The 20,283-nt window shown below is 69.0% G+C and carries 20 protein-coding genes; 9 read left to right on the forward strand and 11 right to left on the reverse strand.

Annotated features, from left to right (window positions below):
- Nucleotides 1-271 precede the first annotated feature (271 nt).
- Nucleotides 272-1,522 (forward strand): saccharopine dehydrogenase family protein, encoded by a 1,251-nt coding sequence (locus ABFX36_RS15495; RefSeq protein WP_006894357.1) that lies wholly within the window; start codon nt 272-274, stop codon nt 1,520-1,522.
- Nucleotides 1,523-1,538: 16 nt separating this feature from the next.
- Here ABFX36_RS15495 and ABFX36_RS15500 read toward each other — a convergent pair whose 3' ends face one another.
- The 4 genes from ABFX36_RS15500 to ABFX36_RS15515 are packed head-to-tail and all read right to left on the reverse strand — an operon-like array spanning nt 1,539 to nt 4,843.
- Complete coding sequence (locus ABFX36_RS15500) at nt 1,539-2,195, reverse strand: PaaI family thioesterase (protein WP_006894355.1); 657 nt, start codon at nt 2,193-2,195, stop codon at nt 1,539-1,541.
- A gap of 42 nt (nt 2,196-2,237) precedes the next feature.
- A complete protein-coding gene (locus ABFX36_RS15505; RefSeq protein ID WP_222110962.1) occupies nt 2,238-2,930 on the reverse strand; it encodes a TetR/AcrR family transcriptional regulator in 693 nt (230 codons plus the stop codon).
- A 22-nt stretch (nt 2,931-2,952) separates the two neighbouring features.
- Nucleotides 2,953-3,729: an enoyl-CoA hydratase gene (locus tag ABFX36_RS15510; RefSeq protein WP_006894353.1), complete on the reverse strand. Its 777-nt coding sequence runs from the start codon at nt 3,727-3,729 to the stop codon at nt 2,953-2,955.
- Between the two features lie 43 nt (nt 3,730-3,772).
- Entirely contained in the window at nt 3,773-4,843 is a 1,071-nt protein-coding gene (locus ABFX36_RS15515; protein ID WP_346077107.1) for an enoyl-CoA hydratase/isomerase family protein, read from the reverse strand.
- Between the two features lie 214 nt (nt 4,844-5,057).
- Here ABFX36_RS15515 and ABFX36_RS15520 point away from each other — a divergent pair, with 214 nt between their 5' ends.
- Both ABFX36_RS15520 and ABFX36_RS15525 read left to right on the forward strand, forming a co-directional pair.
- Nucleotides 5,058-6,011: a 1,4-dihydroxy-2-naphthoyl-CoA synthase gene (locus tag ABFX36_RS15520; protein ID WP_346077109.1), complete on the forward strand. Its 954-nt coding sequence runs from the start codon at nt 5,058-5,060 to the stop codon at nt 6,009-6,011.
- 108 nt (nt 6,012-6,119) lie between these two features.
- A complete protein-coding gene (locus tag ABFX36_RS15525; protein ID WP_346077110.1) occupies nt 6,120-7,772 on the forward strand; it encodes an MFS transporter in 1,653 nt (550 codons plus the stop codon).
- A gap of 10 nt (nt 7,773-7,782) precedes the next feature.
- Here ABFX36_RS15525 and ABFX36_RS15530 read toward each other — a convergent pair whose 3' ends face one another.
- Nucleotides 7,783-8,844: an LLM class F420-dependent oxidoreductase gene (locus ABFX36_RS15530; RefSeq protein WP_045538038.1), complete on the reverse strand. Its 1,062-nt coding sequence runs from the start codon at nt 8,842-8,844 to the stop codon at nt 7,783-7,785.
- A gap of 270 nt (nt 8,845-9,114) precedes the next feature.
- Here ABFX36_RS15530 and ABFX36_RS15535 point away from each other — a divergent pair, with 270 nt between their 5' ends.
- From ABFX36_RS15535 to menE, 5 genes are read left to right on the forward strand one after another with little or no spacing between them, the layout of a single operon-like run.
- A complete protein-coding gene (locus ABFX36_RS15535) occupies nt 9,115-10,326 on the forward strand; it encodes an inorganic phosphate transporter (RefSeq protein WP_006894345.1) in 1,212 nt (403 codons plus the stop codon).
- 26 nt (nt 10,327-10,352) lie between these two features.
- Complete coding sequence (locus ABFX36_RS15540) at nt 10,353-10,625, forward strand: hypothetical protein (RefSeq protein WP_006894343.1); 273 nt, start codon at nt 10,353-10,355, stop codon at nt 10,623-10,625.
- A gap of 34 nt (nt 10,626-10,659) precedes the next feature.
- Nucleotides 10,660-10,971 (forward strand): DUF3349 domain-containing protein, encoded by a 312-nt coding sequence (locus ABFX36_RS15545; RefSeq protein ID WP_006894341.1) that lies wholly within the window; start codon nt 10,660-10,662, stop codon nt 10,969-10,971.
- Between the two features lie 10 nt (nt 10,972-10,981).
- Entirely contained in the window at nt 10,982-11,323 is a 342-nt protein-coding gene (locus ABFX36_RS15550) for a DUF3349 domain-containing protein (RefSeq protein WP_006894337.1), read from the forward strand.
- Nucleotides 11,320-12,480 carry an o-succinylbenzoate--CoA ligase gene (gene menE, locus ABFX36_RS15555; protein ID WP_346077321.1) on the forward strand — a complete coding sequence of 387 codons (1,161 nt, stop codon included), beginning with the start codon at nt 11,320-11,322 and terminating at the stop codon, nt 12,478-12,480. The genes ABFX36_RS15550 and menE overlap by 4 nt, the downstream gene beginning before the upstream one ends.
- A 4-nt stretch (nt 12,481-12,484) precedes the next feature.
- Here menE and ABFX36_RS15560 read toward each other — a convergent pair whose 3' ends face one another.
- Entirely contained in the window at nt 12,485-13,828 is a 1,344-nt protein-coding gene (locus tag ABFX36_RS15560) for a PE-PPE domain-containing protein (RefSeq protein ID WP_081598039.1), read from the reverse strand.
- Between the two features lie 167 nt (nt 13,829-13,995).
- On the opposite strand from ABFX36_RS15560, the gene ABFX36_RS15565 reads away from it, so the two are divergent.
- Nucleotides 13,996-14,865: a 1,4-dihydroxy-2-naphthoate polyprenyltransferase gene (locus ABFX36_RS15565; RefSeq protein WP_006894328.1), complete on the forward strand. Its 870-nt coding sequence runs from the start codon at nt 13,996-13,998 to the stop codon at nt 14,863-14,865.
- Between the two features lie 21 nt (nt 14,866-14,886).
- On the opposite strand, the gene ABFX36_RS15570 is transcribed toward ABFX36_RS15565, so the two are convergent.
- The 5 genes from ABFX36_RS15570 to cds1 are packed head-to-tail and all read right to left on the reverse strand — an operon-like array spanning nt 14,887 to nt 20,274.
- Nucleotides 14,887-15,615 (reverse strand): Clp protease N-terminal domain-containing protein, encoded by a 729-nt coding sequence (locus ABFX36_RS15570; RefSeq protein ID WP_006894327.1) that lies wholly within the window; start codon nt 15,613-15,615, stop codon nt 14,887-14,889.
- Nucleotides 15,608-15,874: a hypothetical protein gene (locus ABFX36_RS15575; protein WP_006894326.1), complete on the reverse strand. Its 267-nt coding sequence runs from the start codon at nt 15,872-15,874 to the stop codon at nt 15,608-15,610. Before ABFX36_RS15575 ends, ABFX36_RS15570 begins: the two co-directional genes overlap by 8 nt.
- A gap of 52 nt (nt 15,875-15,926) precedes the next feature.
- Nucleotides 15,927-18,452 carry an FtsX-like permease family protein gene (locus tag ABFX36_RS15580; protein WP_346077115.1) on the reverse strand — a complete coding sequence of 842 codons (2,526 nt, stop codon included), beginning with the start codon at nt 18,450-18,452 and terminating at the stop codon, nt 15,927-15,929.
- 1 nt (nt 18,453) lies between these two features.
- Nucleotides 18,454-19,137, reverse strand: a complete 684-nt coding sequence (locus ABFX36_RS15585; RefSeq protein ID WP_006894322.1) for an ABC transporter ATP-binding protein — start codon at nt 19,135-19,137, stop codon at nt 18,454-18,456.
- A 30-nt stretch (nt 19,138-19,167) separates the two neighbouring features.
- Complete coding sequence (gene cds1, locus ABFX36_RS15590; protein ID WP_006894320.1) at nt 19,168-20,274, reverse strand: L-cysteine desulfhydrase Cds1; 1,107 nt, start codon at nt 20,272-20,274, stop codon at nt 19,168-19,170.
- Between the last annotated feature and the right edge of the window lie 9 nt (nt 20,275-20,283).

Consider the following 20,283-nt stretch of genomic DNA (forward strand, 5'->3'; position numbering starts at 1 on the left):
CCGCGGCATCGATCAGTGCGAGTAGTTCGGCGGGCCGCTCCGGCAGCGCACCGGTGGCAACGACAGTCGCGATCGAATCGGTGATCGGACCGCTCATCACTGCCACCTCCCCCGAGTGTTTCAGCTGCTCACACCATATTTTCTTGACCTACCAGAACACTACCAATCGGGTATGACACAACGGATCGATGAATCGAACAGGCAAGCGGATGGTTCGTGCCGGCGGTGTAGATACCGTGTCGGCGGTCGGGATGCCAGTAGGGTCGACCCCATGAGTCGCGAATTCGACGTCGTCGTGTTTGGAGCCACCGGTTTCGTCGGTGAGCTCACCGCCCAGTACCTCGCCGACCATGCACCGGCGAGCACTCGCATCGCTCTCGCCGGGAGGTCGGAGACCAAACTCGCCGCGGTGCGACGACGCCTCGGCGAGCGCGCGCGCGACTGGCCGCTGATCGTGGCCGACTCGGACTCGCCGTCGTCGCTAGATGCGATGTGCGCACGTACGCAGGTGGTCTGCACCACGGTGGGTCCGTACCTGCGCTACGGCGAGAATCTCGTGATCGCTGCTGCGACCGCAGGCACCGACTACGTCGACCTCACCGGCGAGGTCCCGTTCGTCCGGCACTCCATCGACAAGGCCGACGAACTGGCCACCGCGTCCGGCGCGCGGATCGTGCATTCCTGCGGATTCGATTCGGTCCCGTCCGACCTCGGCGCGTATCTGCTGCACCGAACGATCGCCGAAGACGGCGCGGGCGAGATGACCGACACCACCATGGTGGTGACGTCGCTGCGCGGCGGCGTCTCCGGCGGAACGGTCGACTCGGTCCGGGTGATCGCAGAGATGGCGAAAGACGCGGAGACCAGAAGCCTGATCATGAACCCGCAGGCACTCTCCGGCGGGTCGGGTGAGACTCCGCGCGCGGGCCTCAACTCCGAGCCCAGCGATATGACGCCGGTCGACGCGAAGAAGGTCGACCCGAGCCTGCGGGGCACGCTCGCACCGTTCTTCATGTCGTCTTACAACACCCGCGTGGTGCGTCGTTCGAACTACCTTCTCGACGGTGCGTACGGTGACGCGTTCCGCTACCAGGAGACGATGTCGGTCGGCGGCGTGCCCGGCCTGTCGGCCGCACTGGCCGGGATCGTCACCGTCGGAACCGGAGCATTCCTCGGCGCGATGAGCTTCGCGCCCACCCGCAAGGTCCTCGACATGGTGCTCCCCAAGCCCGGCAGCGGCCCCGGAGAGAAGTCCCGCGAGACGGGCAACTTCGTCACCCAGACCTTCACCACCACGACCACCGGACGCCGGTATCGCTCACAGATGCGCGCGCACGGCGACCCCGGATACAAGGCGACCGCCGTGATGCTCGGCGAGGCATCGCTGGCTCTCGCTCTGGATCGTGATCGGCTCCCCGACCGCGCCGGCGTCCTGACCCCCGCGGTGGCGATGGGCGATGTGTTGATCGATCGCTTGCAGGCGGCGGGTTTCGTCGTCGAGGCGCACGAACTGAAGGCGTGAGCCCGACCCGTCGCGGCTACGCCTGACCGGGCCTCAGCTCGATGAAGAGTGCGTCCATCTCCGCGCACAGGCGGTCGCCGTCATGCAGCGTGCCGCGGACGAAGTTCTTGCGACCGTCGTGTTCGTGCACCCAGGTGCGCAGCACGAGGGGCGTCTCCAACGGAGTCAGTGACCGGTAGTTCACCGTCAGATAGGCGGTCCGCGCCGGCCGGCCGGCTCGCAGAGCCGCAGCCATGCCACCGAGGTCGTCGAAGGCGACCGCGACGTGCCCTCCGTGCGCCACACCGTTGCCTCCGAGATGGAACCGCCGGAAGATCACCTCCGCGTCCACCCCCTCCGGCCCACCGTTGCGCACCTCGTACGGCGGCAGGGTGATGTTGCCCCGCGACGGCAGGTCGATCCGGGTCCCCGACGGTGACGTCCACTCGTCGACGAGGGTCGTGTCGAGCTTGGCGTTGAGCTTCTTGAGGTCCTCGATCACCTCGTCGGCCAACTCGGGGGTCGGCGACGCGTACCGCACCTTGTCCATGAACGTGCGGACCTGCTCGACCATCTCGCCGTAGCTCGGTCCCCCGCGTTCGGTCGTGACCTCGAAGTCGGCGCGGAACCCGCCCTGGTGCGGTGACGTCTCCGACGCCTCTGTGCTCGACTGCTGTTCGGTTGCGCCCGTCATCGTTTCACCGTATCTTCCGCGCGACCGCCTCCTGTGGTCGGCTCAGACTTCCCCCTGCGACAGCAGCCTGTCGATCTTGGTCTCGATACGAGCGAGCCTCTCGTCGTCGGACGACCGCCGGGCGTCGGCGTGGCCGGCGCCGATCAGCAGATCGACGATCTGCCGTCCCACATCTGCCGTGTGCACCGGACGCCCGGCGTATCGCTGGCCGCGCGCGCTGTGCTCCAGCGTCCCGAAGATCATGTCGCGCGCCAGCGCCGACGGAAGCGAGGCGTCCACTTCTCCGCACCGCTTCATGTCGTCGATGACCGAGGTGTACAGCCTCGTGTAGCGGCGGTTGGAATCGATGACGACCGACGCCAGCTCCGTGCCGGGAAACGCCTGGGCGGTGTGGATGTACACCTGCACCAGGTCCCACTGCGTCGCCATCACCGCACACCAATCGTGGACCAGTCGGCGCAGCAGTTCCGACGGCGTCGCGCCGTCCTGCGCCAGAACCGCCTCGGCCTGGCCCTGCAGCCCCTCGTAGAACTCCCGGGTGACGGCGGTGAGCAGGCCGAGTTTGCTGGAGTAGTGCAGGAAGACGGTGCCCTCCGACACTCCCGCACGCCGGGCGATCTCGGCGGTGGTAGCCGCCTGAAAGCCCGACTCCGCGAAGCACTCCGCGGCGGCCGCACGCACGGCGCTGCGCGTGCGGTCGCTCTTCGATCCGGCCTGCCCCCGCGCCGCCGTCACGACGCCGGTCCCGTCTCGCGCATCAGCGGTGCTTGAATTCCGGTTCCCGCTTCTCCACGAAGGCCGCCATGCCCTCGGTCTGATCGGCGGTGGCGAACAGCGAGTAGAACAGGCTCCGCTCGGCGCGGACGCCTTCGGTGAGGCTCGACTCGAACGCGCGGTTCACCGCTTCCTTGCCGTACGACGCCGCGATGAACGACTTGCTCGCGATGGTCGCCGCGACCTCGCGAGCGGTGCTGACCACCTCGTCGGTCGGAACCACGCGCGACACCAGACCCGCCCGCTCCGCCTCGTCAACCTTCATCTGCCGCCCGGTGAGGACCAGGTCCATCGCCTTGGCCTTGCCGACTGCTCGGGTGAGTCGCTGCGATCCGCCGATCCCGGGGATCACGCCGAGGTTGATCTCGGGCTGACCGAACCTGGCGTTCTCGCCGGCGATGATGATGTCGCAGAGCATGGCCAACTCGCAGCCGCCGCCGAGCGCGTAGCCCGCAACCGCCGCGATGATCGGAGTGCGGGTGCGCGACAGTTCGTCCCACGCGCCGAAGAACTGCTGGCCGACCACCTCGCTGAAGCTCTTCGACTGCATCTCCTTGATATCGGCGCCTGCGGCGAAGGCCTTCTCCGAGCCGGTGATGACGATGGCGCCGATCTCCGGGTCCGCGTCGAAGCCGCGCACGGCCGCAACCACTTCGCCCATCAGTTCGGTGTTCAGCGCGTTGAGGGCCTTGGGACGGTTCAGGGTGATGACGGCGACGCGGCCGTCGGTCTCGGTGAGGATGGTCTGGTACTCGGTCATCTGCGGTTCTCCAATGGCTGTCGGGTGCGGTCGGGCATGAGGTTCACGGGTTCACAATGGTGAGTTCGAGCCCCTCGGGCAGCGGCGCGAAGAAGGCGTCCACGTCGGCCTCGGTGACGTCGCCGATCTCCGCGGGACTCCACGACGGATTGCGGTCCTTGTCGATCACCTGCGCCCGGATCCCCTCGGCCATGTCGTGGCTGCGGACGCATCGCACCGACACCCGGTATTCGCGGGCGAGCGCCTCGTCGAGAGTCGGCAGCGGGTTGCGGAGCGCCCGCAGCGTCACCGCGAGGGTCGTCGGGCTCTTGGCCCGGAGCGTCGCGGCCGCCTTCTCCGCCGCTTCGGTGCCGACGGACTCGCAGCGGCGGACGATCTCGGCGACGCTGTCGGCGGCGAAGGCCTCGTTGATCCAGTCGCGCTGGGCGTACAGATCGGACGCGGGCGGCTTCTGGGCGTAGGTGGCCAGCGCCTCGTCGACGGTGGTCGCGGAGACGGCCTTGACGAAGGCGTCGAGATCTGCGGCGGGGACGTAATGGTCCGCGATGCCGAGGGCGATGGCATCGGCGCCGTTGATCGAGGCCGCCGTGAGGCCCAGGTACACGCCGAGTCGGTCCGGAATCTGCGAGAGAAGGTGCGTGCCTCCGACGTCGGGGACGAAGCCGATACCGGTCTCCGGCATCGCGAGCCGGGTGCGGTCGGTGACCACGCGGGTGTTGGCGTGTGCGGAGACGCCGACACCGCCGCCCATGACGATCCCGTCCATCAGCGCGACGTACGGCTTGGGGAACTTCGCGATCTCGGAATTGAGCTGGTACTCCTCGCGCCAGAACACCGCAGACGGGCAGGCCGTAGCCTCTGCGTCGCCGGCGCCGGCCTCGACGAGTGCCTTGGCGTCGCGGTGAATCGACACGATGTCGCCACCGGCGCACAGTCCGCGCTCGCCGGCGCCGGAGAGCACCACCGCCTTCACCGCCTCGTCCTCGCGCCACTTCCGCAGCGCGGCCGACATCAGATCCACCATCTCGTCGTTCAGGGCGTTGATGGCCTTCGGGCGGTTGAGGATCAACCGGCCGACGCCGCCTTCCTGCGACACCACGACGGGCTGGTTCATCGAGCCTCCTGCTTCTTGATCGACACGTCCTCCGCGAGAAATCGGAGTGACACTCAGTTTGGAACCTAGCATCTGAACATCGGTAATAGAAGATGGAGGTCGCACTCCCAACGACGGACTTGAGCGCCACTGCATCGGTGCCGGCAGACCACCCCGTCACCGTCGCCGCCCACGCCGACTCGCGCCGACCGGGCTCCAACTAGGCTCGGAAGACATGACGACCGACTCCAGCCCCTTCGACCCGTCCGCATGGCGCACCGTCCCCGGCTTCGAGGACCTCACCGACATCACCTACCACCGGCACACCGGTGAAGGCCGCGCCAACGGCATCGTCCGCATCGCGTTCGACCGGCCCGAGGTCCGCAACGCCTTCCGACCGCACACCGTCGACGAGCTCTATCGAGCCTTCGACCACGCGCGCCGGACCCCGGACGTGGGCACAGTGCTTCTGACCGGCAACGGCCCGTCACCCAAGGACGGCGGCTGGGCCTTCTGCAGCGGCGGCGACCAGCGCATCCGCGGCCGCAGCGGTTACCAGTACGCCACCAGCCACGATTCCGATGTCACCGCGGCGACCGTCGACGGAGTGGACGAGGCACGGGTCAAGGCCGAGGGCGGACGACTGCACATCCTCGAAGTCCAGCGGTTGATCCGCACCATGCCGAAGGTCGTCATCGCGGTCGTCAACGGCTGGGCCGCGGGCGGCGGCCATTCGCTGCATGCGGTCGCCGATCTGACCCTCGCCTCCCGGGAACACGCACGGTTCAAGCAGACCGACGCCGACGTGGGCAGCTTCGACGCCGGTTACGGCAGCGCCTACCTCGCCAAGCAGGTCGGCCAGAAGTTCGCCCGCGAGATCTTCTTCCTGGGCGAAGCCTACGACGCCGAGACCATGCATCAGATGGGCGCCGTGAACCGCGTCGTCGATCATGCAGAACTCGAGAAAACGGCCGTCGAATGGGCACGGAAGATCAACTCCAAGTCGCCCACCGCGCAGCGGATGCTGAAGTTCGCGTTCAACCTGACCGACGACGGGCTGATGGGTCAGCAGGTCTTCGCCGGCGAGGCCACGCGTCTGGCCTACATGACCGACGAGGCGGTCGAGGGCCGGGACGCCTTCCTGGAGAAGCGTGAACCGAACTGGGACTCGTTCCCGTACTACTACTAGACCTGCCAGTATTGAGACCGCCCGCGCCCGCGCATCCACCTTCTGATTGATCTTGGCCTAACACCAAGACACGGTCCGCGCAGCCGGTCGATCTGGTGAGATCGACGCATGACAGGTGCTCCCCCCGGTTCCACCCTGCCCGCGAACACCTCAGCGCCCACCCGCCGGGACTGGATCGGCCTCGCCGTCCTGTCGGTCGGGCTGGGCCTGATCGTGCTCGACGGAACGATCGTCGGCGTCGCGCTGCCGGCGATCATCAGCGACCTGAGTCTCGACCTCACCGACGCCCAATGGGTCAACAGTCTGTACGCGGTGGTGTTGGCGGCACTGCTGCTCTCGACGGGCCGACTCGCCGACCGCTGGGGCCGCAAACGGATGTTCCTGTTCGGACTCACCGTCTTCGTCGCCGGCAGTCTGCTCGCCGCCGCCTCCGGGTCGGCGGGCACGCTGATTGCGGCCCGTGCGGTCCAGGCGGTCGGCGCGGCGTTCATCATGCCCTCGACCCTCTCCACGGTGAACGCCGTCTTCCGCGGTCGCTACCGGGCCGCAGCCTTCGGTGTCTGGGGTGCGGTGATCTCCGGCGCGGCGGCGGTGGGACCGCTCGCGGGCGGCGCCCTGACCCAATGGGCGTCGTGGCACTGGATCTTCCTCGTCAATCTGCCGCTCGGTCTCGTCGTGGCGATCGCCGCGATCTTCACGGTGTCCGAATCGAAGGGCGGCGACGATCGGCCCGGCGCCGATGTCGACGGCGCGATGCTCAGCATGATCGGTTTCGGCGCACTGGTGTTCGCCGTGATCGAAGGGCCCGACCTGGGTTGGTGGACGCCGAAGGGCGAGCTGAAGGTGTTCGGATGGAGGTGGCCCGAGCAGGCGCCGATCTCGATCGTCCCGGTGGCCTTCGCGGTGGCGGCGTCGGCTCTGGTCCTGTTCGTCGTCTGGGAGCGTCATCGCCGGAACAACGGGCGGTCGGCGATCCTCGACCTCCGGCTGTTCGGCCTGCCCACGTTCTCGTGGGGCAATGTCACCGCCGCCGCAGTGGCGGTCGGAGAGTTCGGCATCATCTTCGCGCTGCCGCTGTACCTCATGAACGCGCTCGGCCTCGACGTGATGCAGGCCGGCCTGGTCCTGGCGGCCATGGCGATCGGAGCCTTCGTCTCCGGCGCCATGGCACGACACCTCGCGGCCAGGCTCGGTGCCCCCGCCGTGGTGCTGCTCGGCCTCGGTCTCGAAGTCGCGGGGGTCCTGATCCTCGTCGTGGTGATCGGGAGCTCGACCTCCGGCTGGATCATCGCGCAGCCGTTGATCCTCTACGGCCTCGGTCTGGGGCTGGCTTCGGCTCAACTCACCGGGACCGTCCTCCGCGACGTTCCGGTGGACGACTCCGGTCAGGCGTCGGCCACCCAGAGCACGGTCCGGCAGGTCGGATCGGCACTGGGCACGGCCTTCGCCGGCGCGGCGCTGTCGGTGGCACTCGCGACGACCCTGCCGACCGCACTCGACCACGCCGGATTCAGCGGTCCCGCCGCGGACCAGGTGGCCGCCGCCACCCGCGAGTCAGCGGGCACCACCATCACGATGCTGCGCGCCGAGGGGGTCCACAGCCCGCTCGGCGACCGGACCGACGCCGCGGTCGGCGCACTCTCGGAGGGATTCGCCGACGCCACCCGATGGTCGATGGTGGTCGCCGTCGCATTCCTCGCGTTGGGCTTCCTCGGCGCGGCACGACTGCGCCGCGCCGCCGCCGCACCCGCGCGGACCTGACGGGCCGGGCTCAGCCGATGAGTTCCTTCAACACCCGCATGTCCTCCACCCGGCGGTTGTGGGACGCGGCGGCCGGCGAGGCCAGCAGCACGCCGACACCGCTGGCACGGAACCGCTCGACCTGCTCGGCGACCTTCGACCGCGGACCGATGAGGCTGATCGCGTCGATCAGATCCTGGGGAATCGCCGCGGCGGCCTCGTCCTTGCGGCCGTCCAGATACAGATCCTGGATCAGCGCGGCCTCGTCGACGTAGCCGTACCGCTGGACCAGCGAGTTGTAGAAGTTCTTTCCGCGGGCTCCCATTCCGCCGATGTACAGCGCCGAGTGGTGCCGCACCGCGTTCTCCGCCGCCGCGATCTCGTCGGCGTCCTCGGTGATCAGCGCACTGGCCTGAATGACGATGCGCAGTTCCGGCAGATCCGGGTCGCGCTTGGCCCTGCCTGCCGCCAGCGATTCACCGAAGGCGGCCTCGACGTAGTCGGGGTGGTACAGGAAGGGCTGCAGTTCTTCGAACATCTCGGCGGCCAGTTCGACGTTCTTGGGCCCGATCGCCGCGAGCAGCATCGGGATGCGGTCACGGACGGGGTGGTTGATGATCTTCAGCGCCTTGCCGAGCCCGCTGCCGCCGTCCTCCTTCGTCAGTGGCAGCTGGTAGTGCTTCCCGCGGTACTCGACGCGCTCGCGGCGCCACACCTTCCGGCAGATCTCGGCGTTCTCGCGCGCCCGGCCGAGCGGGAAGTCGTACTTGACGCCGTGGAAGCCCTCGATCACCTGCGGACCGGAGGCACCGATGCCGAGAACCGCACGACCGCCGCTGATGTAGTCGAGGCCGGCCGCCGTCATGGCGAGATTGGTTGGCGTGCGCGAGTACATCGGCAGGATGCCGGTCTGCAGTTCCATCGTCTCGGTGCGCGCGGCGATGTACCCGAGCTGACTGACCGCGTCGAAACTGTAGGCCTCGGGTACGGTGACCCGGCTGACGCCGACCCCCTCGAAGTCCCGGAGATTATCGATGGTCTCGCGGAAGTCGCCCGCGTAATTGATGGGCATGCCCAGCGTCATCGGCGTCATGGGCTGATTCTGGCATACGTTTTTCACCGGCGATCGGCGAGACCGCCCGCGTCCGGCCGCCACCTGATCGGAGGCCGCGTTCACCTGCCGGTCACCTCTGTTCCACCGGGACGTCGGAAACAACCGGCAACTCCCGGTGGCGCGAAGCCCACCGACAGATGAACTTTCCGTTAACGCACCTCCGGAGAACAGAAAGTAGCAGGTCAGAGCACAAAAGTCGGACCTTGGGCGAGTTGACTCGACCCACGGTTCGCCGGTCATAGTGGTCGCATGACCGCAGAGATGCTCATCCTCGTGCTGTTGATCGTCACAGCCCTCGGCTTCGACTTCACGAACGGGTTCCACGACACCGGCAACGCGATGGCGACGTCCATCGCGACCGGCGCTCTGAAGCCGAAGGTCGCGGTCGGTCTCTCCGCGATCCTCAACCTGGTCGGCGCGTTCCTCTCGGTCGAGGTCGCCGCCACCATCACCAAGGACGTGCTGAACATTCAGCAGACGTCCGGTGACGCCAAGGGTGAACTCGTCGCCGGTCTCGACGCGAACAAGGCGCTGATCATCATCTTCGCCGGTCTGATCGGCGCGATTCTCTGGAATCTGTTCACGTGGCTCTTCGGTCTGCCGTCCAGTTCGTCGCACGCGCTGTTCGGCGGCCTGATCGGCTCGGGTCTGGCGGCGATCGGAACCTCGGGCATCAACTGGCACGGGATCCTCGCGAAGGTGATCGTCCCCGCGCTCTTCGCTCCGGTGATCGCATGCATCGTGGCCTCGGTCGGCACACTCATCATCTACGCCATCTCCAACGGCATCTCGGAGAGCAAGCGCGAACGCGGTTTCCGCAACGGTCAGATCGCCTCGGCCTCGCTGGTCTCCCTCGCACACGGCACCGGCGACGCGCAGAAGACGATGGGTGTCATCGCCCTCGCCCTGATCGCCACCGGTCATCTGGATTCGGGCAGCGTGGCTCACGGTCTGCCGTTCTGGGTGGTCCTCTCGTGTGCCGGGGCGATCGCACTGGGCACCTGGATCGGCGGTTGGCGCATCATCCGCACGCTCGGCAAGGGACTGGTCGAGATCCAGGCTCCACAGGGCATGGCCGCGGAGGCCTCGTCGGCCGCGATCATCCTCACCTCCTCCGCTGCCGGCATGGCGCTCTCGACCACCCAGGTGGCGACCGGGTCGATCCTGGGCAGCGGACTGGGCAAGAAGGGCGCGGAGGTCCGCTGGGGCGTCGCCGGCCGCATGGCCGTCGCCTGGATCACCACACTTCCGGCCGCCGCCGCGGTCGGCGCCCTCTGCTACTGGCTCGCCAGCCTGATCGGCGGCGCACCGGGCGCGATCGTCATCTTCCTGATCCTCGCCGGGCTCTCCGGCTACATGTACTACCGGGCTCAGCAGCAGAAGGTGGACGCCGACAACGTCAACGCCGACTGGGACGAGACGACGAACTCGCCGGTTCCCGCAGCCACCGAACAGTCCTGAACCCAGCTTCCGCGAAAGGCACCTCCATGGACATCGTCTCCGCCATCACCAAGGTTCTCGCCGTCGGGCTGCTGTTCGGCGCCGGTCTGCCCGCACTGTTCGCCGTCGGTATGCGTCTGGAGGCAGCCGGGCACGGCGATCTCGGCAAGCCCGCGAACCCCGTCCTCCGCATCATCGGATACCTGATGTTCGCCCTCACCGCGGCCGTCATCGTCGTCGGCATCCTCTGGATCTGCCGGCAGACCCTGAACTACTACTTCGATCTCAGGATCTTCCCGGACTTCGCCTACAAGAGCTGACCGCTGCGCGACCGCTAAGACACGAGGAGACACCATGCCCCCATCGCTGTTTGAGAACGTCATCAAGTGGATCCGCGCCGGGTACCCCGAAGGCGTCCCCGCCACCGAGTTTCCGCCGCTGCTCGCACTGCTCCGACCGGTTCTGTCGGAGAGCGAGATCACCGATGTGATCCTGAGCCTCGCGCTGGAGCACGGCACCGAGACTCCCGCGACTCCCGAGCGGATCCGCGACGCGATCCACGCCGTCACCGAGCAGGCGCCGTCCGAGGAGGAGACGCGGCAGGTCGCCGCACGACTCGCGGCCGCCGGCTGGCCGCTCACCGATCGCGTCCCGGTATCGGACTGAACGGAGGAGTATGGATCGCCCCTCCTTCCTGAGCGGAGTGGTCCGCTGGCTGCGCGCCGGCTATCCCGAGGGGGTGCCGAGCCGCGACTATCAGCCGCTCTTGGCGCTGTTGCGCCGACAGCTCACCGAGGACGAGATCAGGCAGGTCGCCCTCGAGCTCGTCGACACGCGTGCTCCGGAGCCGATCAACCGGATCGATGTGGGCGTCGAGATCTCCAAGGTCACTCAGGAACTCCCCCGCCAGGAGGACGTCGACCGGGTACGGCAGACTCTGAAGGCAGCGGAGTGGCCCTTCGACGACGAGCCGCTCGCGCCGCCCGATCGGCCCGAGAACCCGGAGGAACCGTCCTGAGAGTCCTGCAACCGCTCGAACTGCCGGCGGGACCGGCCGTCCTCGAGGCCCGCCGCGACCTGCTGGCACTCCTGGACGGCGACGCCGCCTATCTCCCGCTTCCCGCCGGCGACGACGCCGAGACGCAGAGGCTCTCGCACGCCCTGGCGCTCGGCGAGCCCATCGACGACGACGCCGCGCTCGTCGTGTCCACCTCGGGGACCACCGGCACTCCGAAGGGCGCGGTGCACACGGCCGCTTCCCTGCGCGCCTCCGCGACGGCGACGGCCGACGTGCTCGGCGGCCCGGGCAGCTGGCTGCTCGCGCTTCCGCCGCACCACATCGCGGGACTGCAGGTGATGCTGCGGTCCCTCGCCGCCGGTCACGATCCCGTCGTACTCGATCTCGCGGCCGGATTCGACCCGTCCGCACTGCCCGGACTCGTCGCCGCCATGCCCGGTGACCGCCGATACACCTCGCTGGTCCCGACTCAACTGCGCAAGGCTCTCGACGTGCCTGCCGCGGTCGCGGCGCTGGGCCGGTTGGACGCCGTTCTCGTCGGCGGCGCGGCCACCCCGCCGGCACTCCTGGCCCGCGCACTCGACGCCGGCCTGCCGATCGTCCGCACCTACGGGATGAGCGAGACCGCCGGCGGTTGCGTGTACGACGGCGTGCCCCTGCCGGGCGCGACGGTCCGGATCGACGGATCCGGCGGCGCCGAACCCGGCCGGGTGGTCCTCGGCGGCGCGACGCTGGCCCGTGGCTACCGCAACATGCCCGAGCACCCGGCGTTCGCCGAACCCGGATGGTTCCGCACCGACGACCTCGGCGTCCTCGACGACGGTGTTCTGCGCATCGTCGGCCGGGCGGACGAGTCGATCACCACCGGCGGCCTCACCGTGGTCCCGCAGGTGGTCGAGACGGTCCTGGGCGAGATGCCCGGCGTCGCCGACTGCGCGGTCCTGGGCGTCCCCGACGAGCGGCTCGGCGAGAAGGTGATCGCGGTGATCGTCCCCGTCGCCGGAGCCCGGCGCCCCGGACTCGACGACGTCCGCGAGTTCGTCTCCGACCGCCTCGACCGCTACGCGGCCCCCCGCGCGGTGTTCACCGTCGGAGAACTGCCGCTGCGCGGGCCCGGCAAGGTGAATCGCCGGGCGTTGCGCGAACGGTTCGCCTGACGCATCACGCCGCCGCGGGAACGTCGGTCGGCTCCTCGGCGGGGTCCGCCGCGTTCGCGGAGTCCGCCTCCGCGGCACCGGTTTCGGCCGCGTCGTCGGACTGCGACGACGGGAGGACGACACCGGTCTCGGGCGCAGTCGTCGCGGGCGCACTGCTCTCAGGTGCAATCGCCTCGGGGGCGGTCTCCACCGTGCTCGTCTCGGGTGCGCTGGCCGTCTCGGGAGCCGCATGGCGCGGCCCGTCCGACGTCGCACCGTCCCGCTGCTGCGGCTCGGCCCATTCGCCGTTCGCGTCGAGCAGCCGGTGCGCTCCGCCGGAGGAGAGCGGGACGTCGACCACCGGAGCCTTCGGATCCGCATCGCCGGCGGTGATCTCATGAGTCGGATAGAAGGACTCCGCTGCCCGGTCCCACTTCTCCAGCCGCTCCTGGGACACCTGGATCCCGACCGCCCGATAGACCATCGCGGTCAGCAGCGCGAGCGGGTGGTACGTGTCGTAGATCTCGTAGGTGGTGTTCCCCTCGACACTCTGCAAGGTCTTGACGTGCTCGAGGTTCTCGATGTGCGCATAGGTGTACTCGCCCGGATCGGAGTGGATCGCGAGGAAGCCCGCCGCGTTGACCAGGACCGAAGCCACGGGGCGGTACCAGATCCACTGTGTGTGGGCGACGGGATCGCCCTGCACGATGACCTGAACGACCTTCACCTCGGCGGAGTCGGCGGGGTTGCGGGCACCGTCGTTGTCGACTCCGAACAAGCCCATCAGCGGCGTCGCGAACGGGGTTCGGCTCAGCCGCGATTTCAGTCCCCAGGGCCCGCGCGGATCGGAGACGAGCAGGATGGTGCTGTCGGATCCGAGCAGCCCCTCCTCTGCCGCCTGCTCCACGGCGTTGCCCAGTGCGTCGGAACCCTGCGAGTAACCGGTGTAGACCACCACCCGATCGGCGTCCTGGAACGCCCGCATCACGCTGAGGGTGTTCGCGGTGCCGACGTCGCGCGACTGGTCGTAGGTCGGCGCGAAGAAGGGCAGCAGCCGACCCGACTTCCCGGAGATGATCGGGCCGAACGATTCGGGGTAGGTCACGATCGTCGACTCACGGCCCCCGACGATTCCGTTGATCCGCGGATAGCGGACGTCATCCGTCCCGGGAACGACGACGACGTGCGCGTCGTCGTCCGCCCCCTGGACCCAGTCACCGAGCACATCGGTGTACTCGGTGACCGCCGGACCGGCAGTGGCGACCGACGGCAGGAAGACCGGAGTGGGTGTCGCGGCGACCGCGGCGGGCGCGGCCAGTCCGAGACAGATTCCGCAGATCGCCGTCGACGTGGCAAGTGTGCGCTTCATGATTCTCTCCCCCGACGCAGAACTGTGCGTCCGCGGCACCGAGCCTCGGACGCACCTGACAGCATTCTATGAGAACATGCCGTGACCTGCGCGGACAGTCCCTGGAAGAGTGACGGTCGAGTGACCGACACCAGACCTGGGGACACCGGGATGAGATGATGTGGCCTGTGGCAACAGTGACTCAGTGGATCGAAGGCGCACGACCGCGCACCCTGCCGAACGCGATCGCCCCGGTGGTCGCCGGGACCGGCGCGGCCGTCCACCTCGGTGACGTCACCTGGTGGAAGGCCGGTCTCGCACTGGTCGTCGCACTGGCGCTGATCGTAGGCGTCAACTTCGCCAATGACTACTCCGACGGAATTCGTGGCACAGATGACGACCGCGTCGGTCCGCTGCGCCTGGTGGGTTCCCGCCTGGCGAGCCCGCGAGCGGTCAAGACCGCGGCGCTCATCTCACTCGGCATCGGCGCGGTCTGCGGACTCGTCCTCGCCGTGGCGACGGCCTGGTGGCTGGTGCTCGTCGGAGCGGTCTGCATCGCCGGCGCGTGGTTCTACACCGGAGGCAAGCGACCCTACGGCTACCTCGGCTTCGGTGAGATAGCCGTGTTCGTGTTCTTCGGTCTCGTCGCGGTGCTCGGTACGCAGTTCGTCGCCGCGGGCTCCGTGGACTGGATCGGCGCCGGCTGCGCTGTGGCCGTCGGCAGCCTCTCGAGCGGAGTCCTCGTCGCGAACAACTTGCGCGACATCCCGAGCGACACCGAATCGGGCAAGATCACTCTCGCTGTCCGGCTCGGCGACCGCCGGACCCGGACGTTCTACCTGCTCCTCTGCGTGATCCCGGTGATCGTCAGCGTCGCCGTCGCAGTCGTCGCCCCCGCCGCCGCTGCCGGCCTGCTGGTGATCGTCCCCCTCGTCAAACCGGTGCGACTGGTCCTGGGCGGCGCCCAGGGACGCGACCTGATCCCGGTGCTCGCGCTGACCGGCATCGCGATGCTCGTGTGGTCCGTGGCGACGGCGATCGGGCTCGCCCTGACATAGGACGAGCCCGATGGGCTGGCGTCAGCCGGCGGTGGTGCCCTCGGGCAGCAGCGCCGTCACCGCGGCACGCAGGTCGTCGACGGTCGTGGCCGACTCCACCACGGCGGTCGCCGCCGGGTCGGCGCCGTCGAGGATCGCCAAGAGGACTCGTTCCACGGTGAGTTCCCGCTCGTTCTCGGCCCGGGCCGTCATCGCGGCCCTGCGGAGCGCCTCGCGGGCCGCCTCCGACATTCGGCCGCCGCGACCGCGGCCACGCGGACCCCGGCGTCCACGGCCGCCCTCCCAGGCGCCGAACCAGATTCCGTCCGGACCGAACTGGGCCTGGAAACCGGGGCCGTCGAACGATGCCGGTCCCCCATGCGGACGTCCGTGATGGGGCCGCCCGCCGCGGCCGCGGCCGCGCTCGGGGCGCTGCCCCCAGCCCTCCGACAGGTCCTCTCCGAAGCGGTCGCCGACCGCCTCGCGCACCTTGTCGAGGTCGATGCCGATGCTGCGCAGGGCCTCCCGGTCCTCTTCGTAGCGGTCGCGAACGTCCTCGACGGGACCGTCGTCGTCGTTTCGCACCACCTTCCGTGCCTCCGCCAGAGTCAGACCCTGGTCGGTGAGCACGGTGAACAGCGGACTGCGAGCATTGCACAGCATTCCGAGGATCAGGTGGTCGGTGCCGATCTGCCGGCTTCCGAGGTCTTTGGCCTCCTGCACCGCGAACATGAAGCTCGCGCGTGCGTCTGAGTTGAAACGGTCAAACATCGTTGCCGTCCTTTCCGGCCGCTTCCGCGGCCTCTCGATACGAGTGCTTCTGATGCACCGCTTGACGACTGATCTGCAGGACATCGGCGATCGCCTGCCAACTCCATCCCTGCGACCTCGCCGAAGCCACATGGACGTCTTCGAGCCGGTCGGCGAGAGTCCGCAACGCCCGAACCACACTCAATCCCGTCGCCGGGTCGGCGCTGGCCGCCGACCGAACCATCGGATCGGGGTTGTTCACGCTTTCGTCTGTGTGCATGATGTCAATTTATCTTGACGGAATTGCCCTGTCAAGAAAAATTGACAATTCTTCAGTCGTCCACAAGCGAAGTCGAGATGTTCATCCGCGAGGCCCGCATCGCGGGCACCCCGGCGCCGAGCAGACAGAGCAGCACCGGGATCGCCACGTAACCGAAGGCGCTCCACTGCGGCGCGTACCGGATGTCGATCGACGTGGTCTGTGTGAGGATCACGTCGGCCAGCACATGCAGTCCGCTGCCGAGTATCAGCCCGGTCACCGCGCCGACCAGCGCGATCGACGCGGCCTCGCTGAGCACCATCCGCGACACGAAGCGACGCGAGGCACCCATCGCCCGCAGCACAGCGAGTTCCCGGCGTCGTTCCAGAACCGAGAGCAGCAGCGTGTTCAGGAGCGCGACGGCCGCGGCCCCGGCGACGATCCACTGGATCGCGACGGTGAAGGCACCGGCCTGCTGGGCGCTCCGCTCGGTAGCGACGAGCGCCTCCTGCCCGGTGTACACATGGACCGGCCAGTCTCCGCGGCCCGGATGCCGCGCCGCGATCGCGGTCAGCCGCTCGCGCACCTGCTCGTGATCGGCGCCCGGCGCCACCGTGACCTGCAGGTAGGTATCGCCGTCGCGCCGGAACCACTCGTTCAGGAGCCGGTTCGCCACCGCGCCCACCCCCGAGTCGATGGCCACGTAGTCGACGATGTCGCGTACCACCAGTTCGCGGTAACCGGACGGGGTCGCGAGTCGAACGGTATCGCCCACCCGCACCCCGAGTGATCGTGCGAGGACCTCGGAGAGCAGGATGCCCCGCCCGGCGAGGGTCTCGCGGACCGCATCCTGCGAGGACTTGCGGACGAACGGCGCCGCGGCACCCGGTTCGAGGCCCTGGAGCAGGACGCGCGCGTCGGCGATGTTGACCGTCGCCCACTGTCCGCCCACCACATCGGTGACGCCGGGAACGGCACGGACCTCCTGTGCGATGGCCGGGTCGAGCGCGGGCCCGAGCGGCATCGAGTCCGCGTCGCGCGAGGAGACGTAGAAGTCGGGGTCCGACAGCCCGGTGAGCGAACTGGAGATCGACCCGATCAGGTTGTTCAGCGAACCGGAGATACCCACGCCGACGGCGATCGCCACCGCCACCGTCATCACGGTGGCCCACACGCGGCGCGGTGCGCGTTCGCTGTTGACCGCGGCGAGCCGGCCGGGTCCGCGCAGGCGGTTCGACGCACCGACCACCGCCCGGACCAGCAACGGCATCAGCGCGAAGCACAGAAGGAGCCCGCCGGCCGAGTAGACGGCGCCGGCGACGATCGCGGCACGTCCCGGCACCGTCTCGGCGACGACCCAGGCCACCGCGATCGTCCCCGCCCCCGCGACTCCGCTCGCGATCAGCAGTCCCGCGGCCGGCGGCCGGGCGTCTGCCGCCTCACCCGGAACCATCGCCTCCACCGGTGCCACCGCGAACACCGATCTGGCCGCCAGGACGGTCGCGCCGACGCATGCGACCACACAGGCGGCCACCGCGACCACCGGTGCGTACGCCGGCAGGTGATACCCGACGGCCACCCCGACGGTCTCGGACGTGTCCGGCAACCGCCCGACGATCCACCGTCCCGCGAGCACCCCGACCGGGACCCCCGCCGCACCGCCGACGAGGCCCAGGACCGCCGACTCGGCCAGGAGATCGCCGACGAGGTGCCTGCGCCGCGCCCCGAGCGCCCGCACCATCGCCAGCGACTGCCTGCGAGAGGCGACCGCCATGTTCATCATGTTGAACACCAGGAAGGCCGCGATGATCAGGGAGACCAGCGAGACGAGCAGGGTGGAATCGTGCGTCACCGAGTTGGCCGTCTCGACCTGCGCGACCCGGAAATCCGGATCCACCACGCTCGCGCGGCCGTCGACCACCCGCGCGACCTGCGCGCGCAACCGGGCCTCCGGGACGCCGGGGCCGGGGACGACGAGGATCGAGTCGACCGCACCGTTCAGTCCGGCGAGACGCTCCGCGAGACCGAGATAGGCGAATACGAACCGTCCGCCGTTCAACGCGGTCGCGGCCTGGTCGTCGACCACTCGGACCACGGTCACCGGGATCCCCGACACGGTCAGTCGCTGCCCCTGGCGCAGACCGGTCGCCGCGCCGACGACGATCCCGTCGTCGAGGCGGTCGGCGTCGATTCCGCCGCCGGAGGCGCCGACGGCCGCGCGCAGCCCGCTCGACAGCGATAGCGCGTTCAGATCCGACCCCAGCAGCACCGTCGGGCGCCCGTCGAGCAGCACGGTGTCGCGCACCAGGGGTACCACGGCTCGGGCGTCCGGCACGTCGCGGCGCAGTTCGCCCGCGATCGCGGCGTCCACCCCGCTGTCGGCGATCGCGGCCACCTCCACGGTCGCGTCGCCGGCCACCGCGGCGCTGAACTCCCGCACCGACTCCGACATCGATCCGTACGTGCCGAGGACGGCCACCAACAGCGCCGAGGAGATCAGCACCACGGCCAGGGACGTCGCCACCCGCAGCTTGTGCCCGGCCAGTTCCCGGAGATTGAGGATCCGGACACGCGTCAGTCCCGCGGCGAGCCCGCCCATGTCAGGCGGGCCGCCCGTCTATCCTGCCGTCGCGGACGGTGACGATCCGATCGGAGACCGCGGCGGCGTTCTCGTCGTGGGTCACCATCAACACCAGGCGGTCGGGTTCGTCGTGCGCCACGGACGCGAGCAGATCGAGCACCTCGGCGCCGGTGCGCGAATCGAGGTTGCCGGTCGGTTCGTCGGCCAGCAGGATCTTGGGACCCATCATGAGCGACCGTGCGATCGCCACCCGTTGCATCTGGCCGCCCGAGAGCTCCGACGGACGGTGGTTCACTCGCCCGCCCAGACCCACTCGGCCGAGCAGTTCCTCGGCACGCGGACGCGCCTTCCGCAACGACTTCGAGTCGAGGAGCATCGGGAGTGCCACGTTCTCCCACGCGGTCAGCGTGGGGACGAGGTTGAAGAACTGGAAGATGAACCCGACCCGCCGTCGCCGGAACTCGGAGGCCTCGTCGTCGCCGAGCGCCGCCAGATCGGTACCGTCCACGCGGATGGTGCCGGAGGTCGGGGTGTCGAGCGCGCCGATGATGTGCAGGAGCGTGGACTTGCCCGCTCCCGAGGGGCCGACCACCGAGACGAACTGCCCGCCGTCCAGGGTCAGCGACGCCCCGTCGAGGGCGCGGACCACCTCCGTGCCCATCCGGTACTCGCGAACCAGTCCCGACGCCTCGACGACGGCCACGATCGCCTCCCTCCGCAGGACTCCGCGACGTCAGCCGGCCGACCACACTCCGGTCTCGAAGAACCGCTCGAGAGCCGCCGTCGGCGGGCCGAGGTCGAGCCGCTGCTCGGCCACCCAGTCGTCGTTGAAGTAGGTGTGATCGTAGCGGTCGCCGCTGTCGCACAGCAGCGACACGACGCTGCCGGAGCGGCCCTTTCCGGTCATCTCACCGATGAGCGAGCAGACACCCCAGAAGTTGGTGCCGGTGGATCCGCCGACCCGGCGGCCGAGACGGTCGCTGAGGAAGCGCATCGCCGCGATCGAGGCCGCGTCGGGAACGGCGATCATCCGGTCGATCACCTGCGAGACGAACGACGGCTCGACTCGCGGGCGGCCGATGCCCTCGATCCGCGAGGCCCCCGGTGAGGTGAGGGTTCCGTCGCCGGTCTCGTATGCGGGCAGGAAGACGGAGTTCTCCACGTCCACCACGCACAGCCGCGTGGGGTGCTGCCGGTAGCGCAGGTACCGGCCGAAGGTCGCCGACGTGCCGCCCGTGCCCGCGCCGACGACGATCCACTCCGGAATCCGATGGCGTTCGGCCTCCATCTGTGCGAACACCGATTCGGCGATGTTGTTGTTGCCCCGCCAGTCGGTGGCCCGCTCGGCCATCGTGAACTGGTCGATGAAGTGGCCGCCGAGTTCGCGCTCGAGTCGCTGGGCGACGCTGTAGATCTCCGAGGGCGAGTCGACGAAGTGACAGATCCCGCCCTCGGCCTCGATGAGCCGCGTCTTCGCGGGCGAGGTGCCGCTCACCATCACCGCGATGAACGGGACGCCGATCAGCTTCGCGAAGTACGCCTCCGACACCGCGGTGGAACCCGAGGATGCCTCGATGACGGTGGTGCCCTCGTGAATCCAGCCGTTGCAGAGGGCGTAGAGGAACAGTGACCGCGCCAGCCGGTGCTTGAGCGATCCGGTCGGATGCGTGGACTCGTCCTTCAGATAGAGGTCGATGCCGTCGCCGCGCGCCGCCCAGTCCGGCAGGTCCACCTTCAGCAGATGTGTGTCCGCGCTGCGCCGCGCATCCGCTTCGATGGTCCGTACCGCCCGGCTGGTCCAACTGCGGTCGTACGTCCGCTCCACAACCCGAGTCGCCACGTCGTACCG

Source organism: Gordonia cholesterolivorans (assembly GCF_039531975.1).
GTDB lineage: Bacteria > Actinomycetota > Actinomycetes > Mycobacteriales > Mycobacteriaceae > Gordonia > Gordonia sihwensis.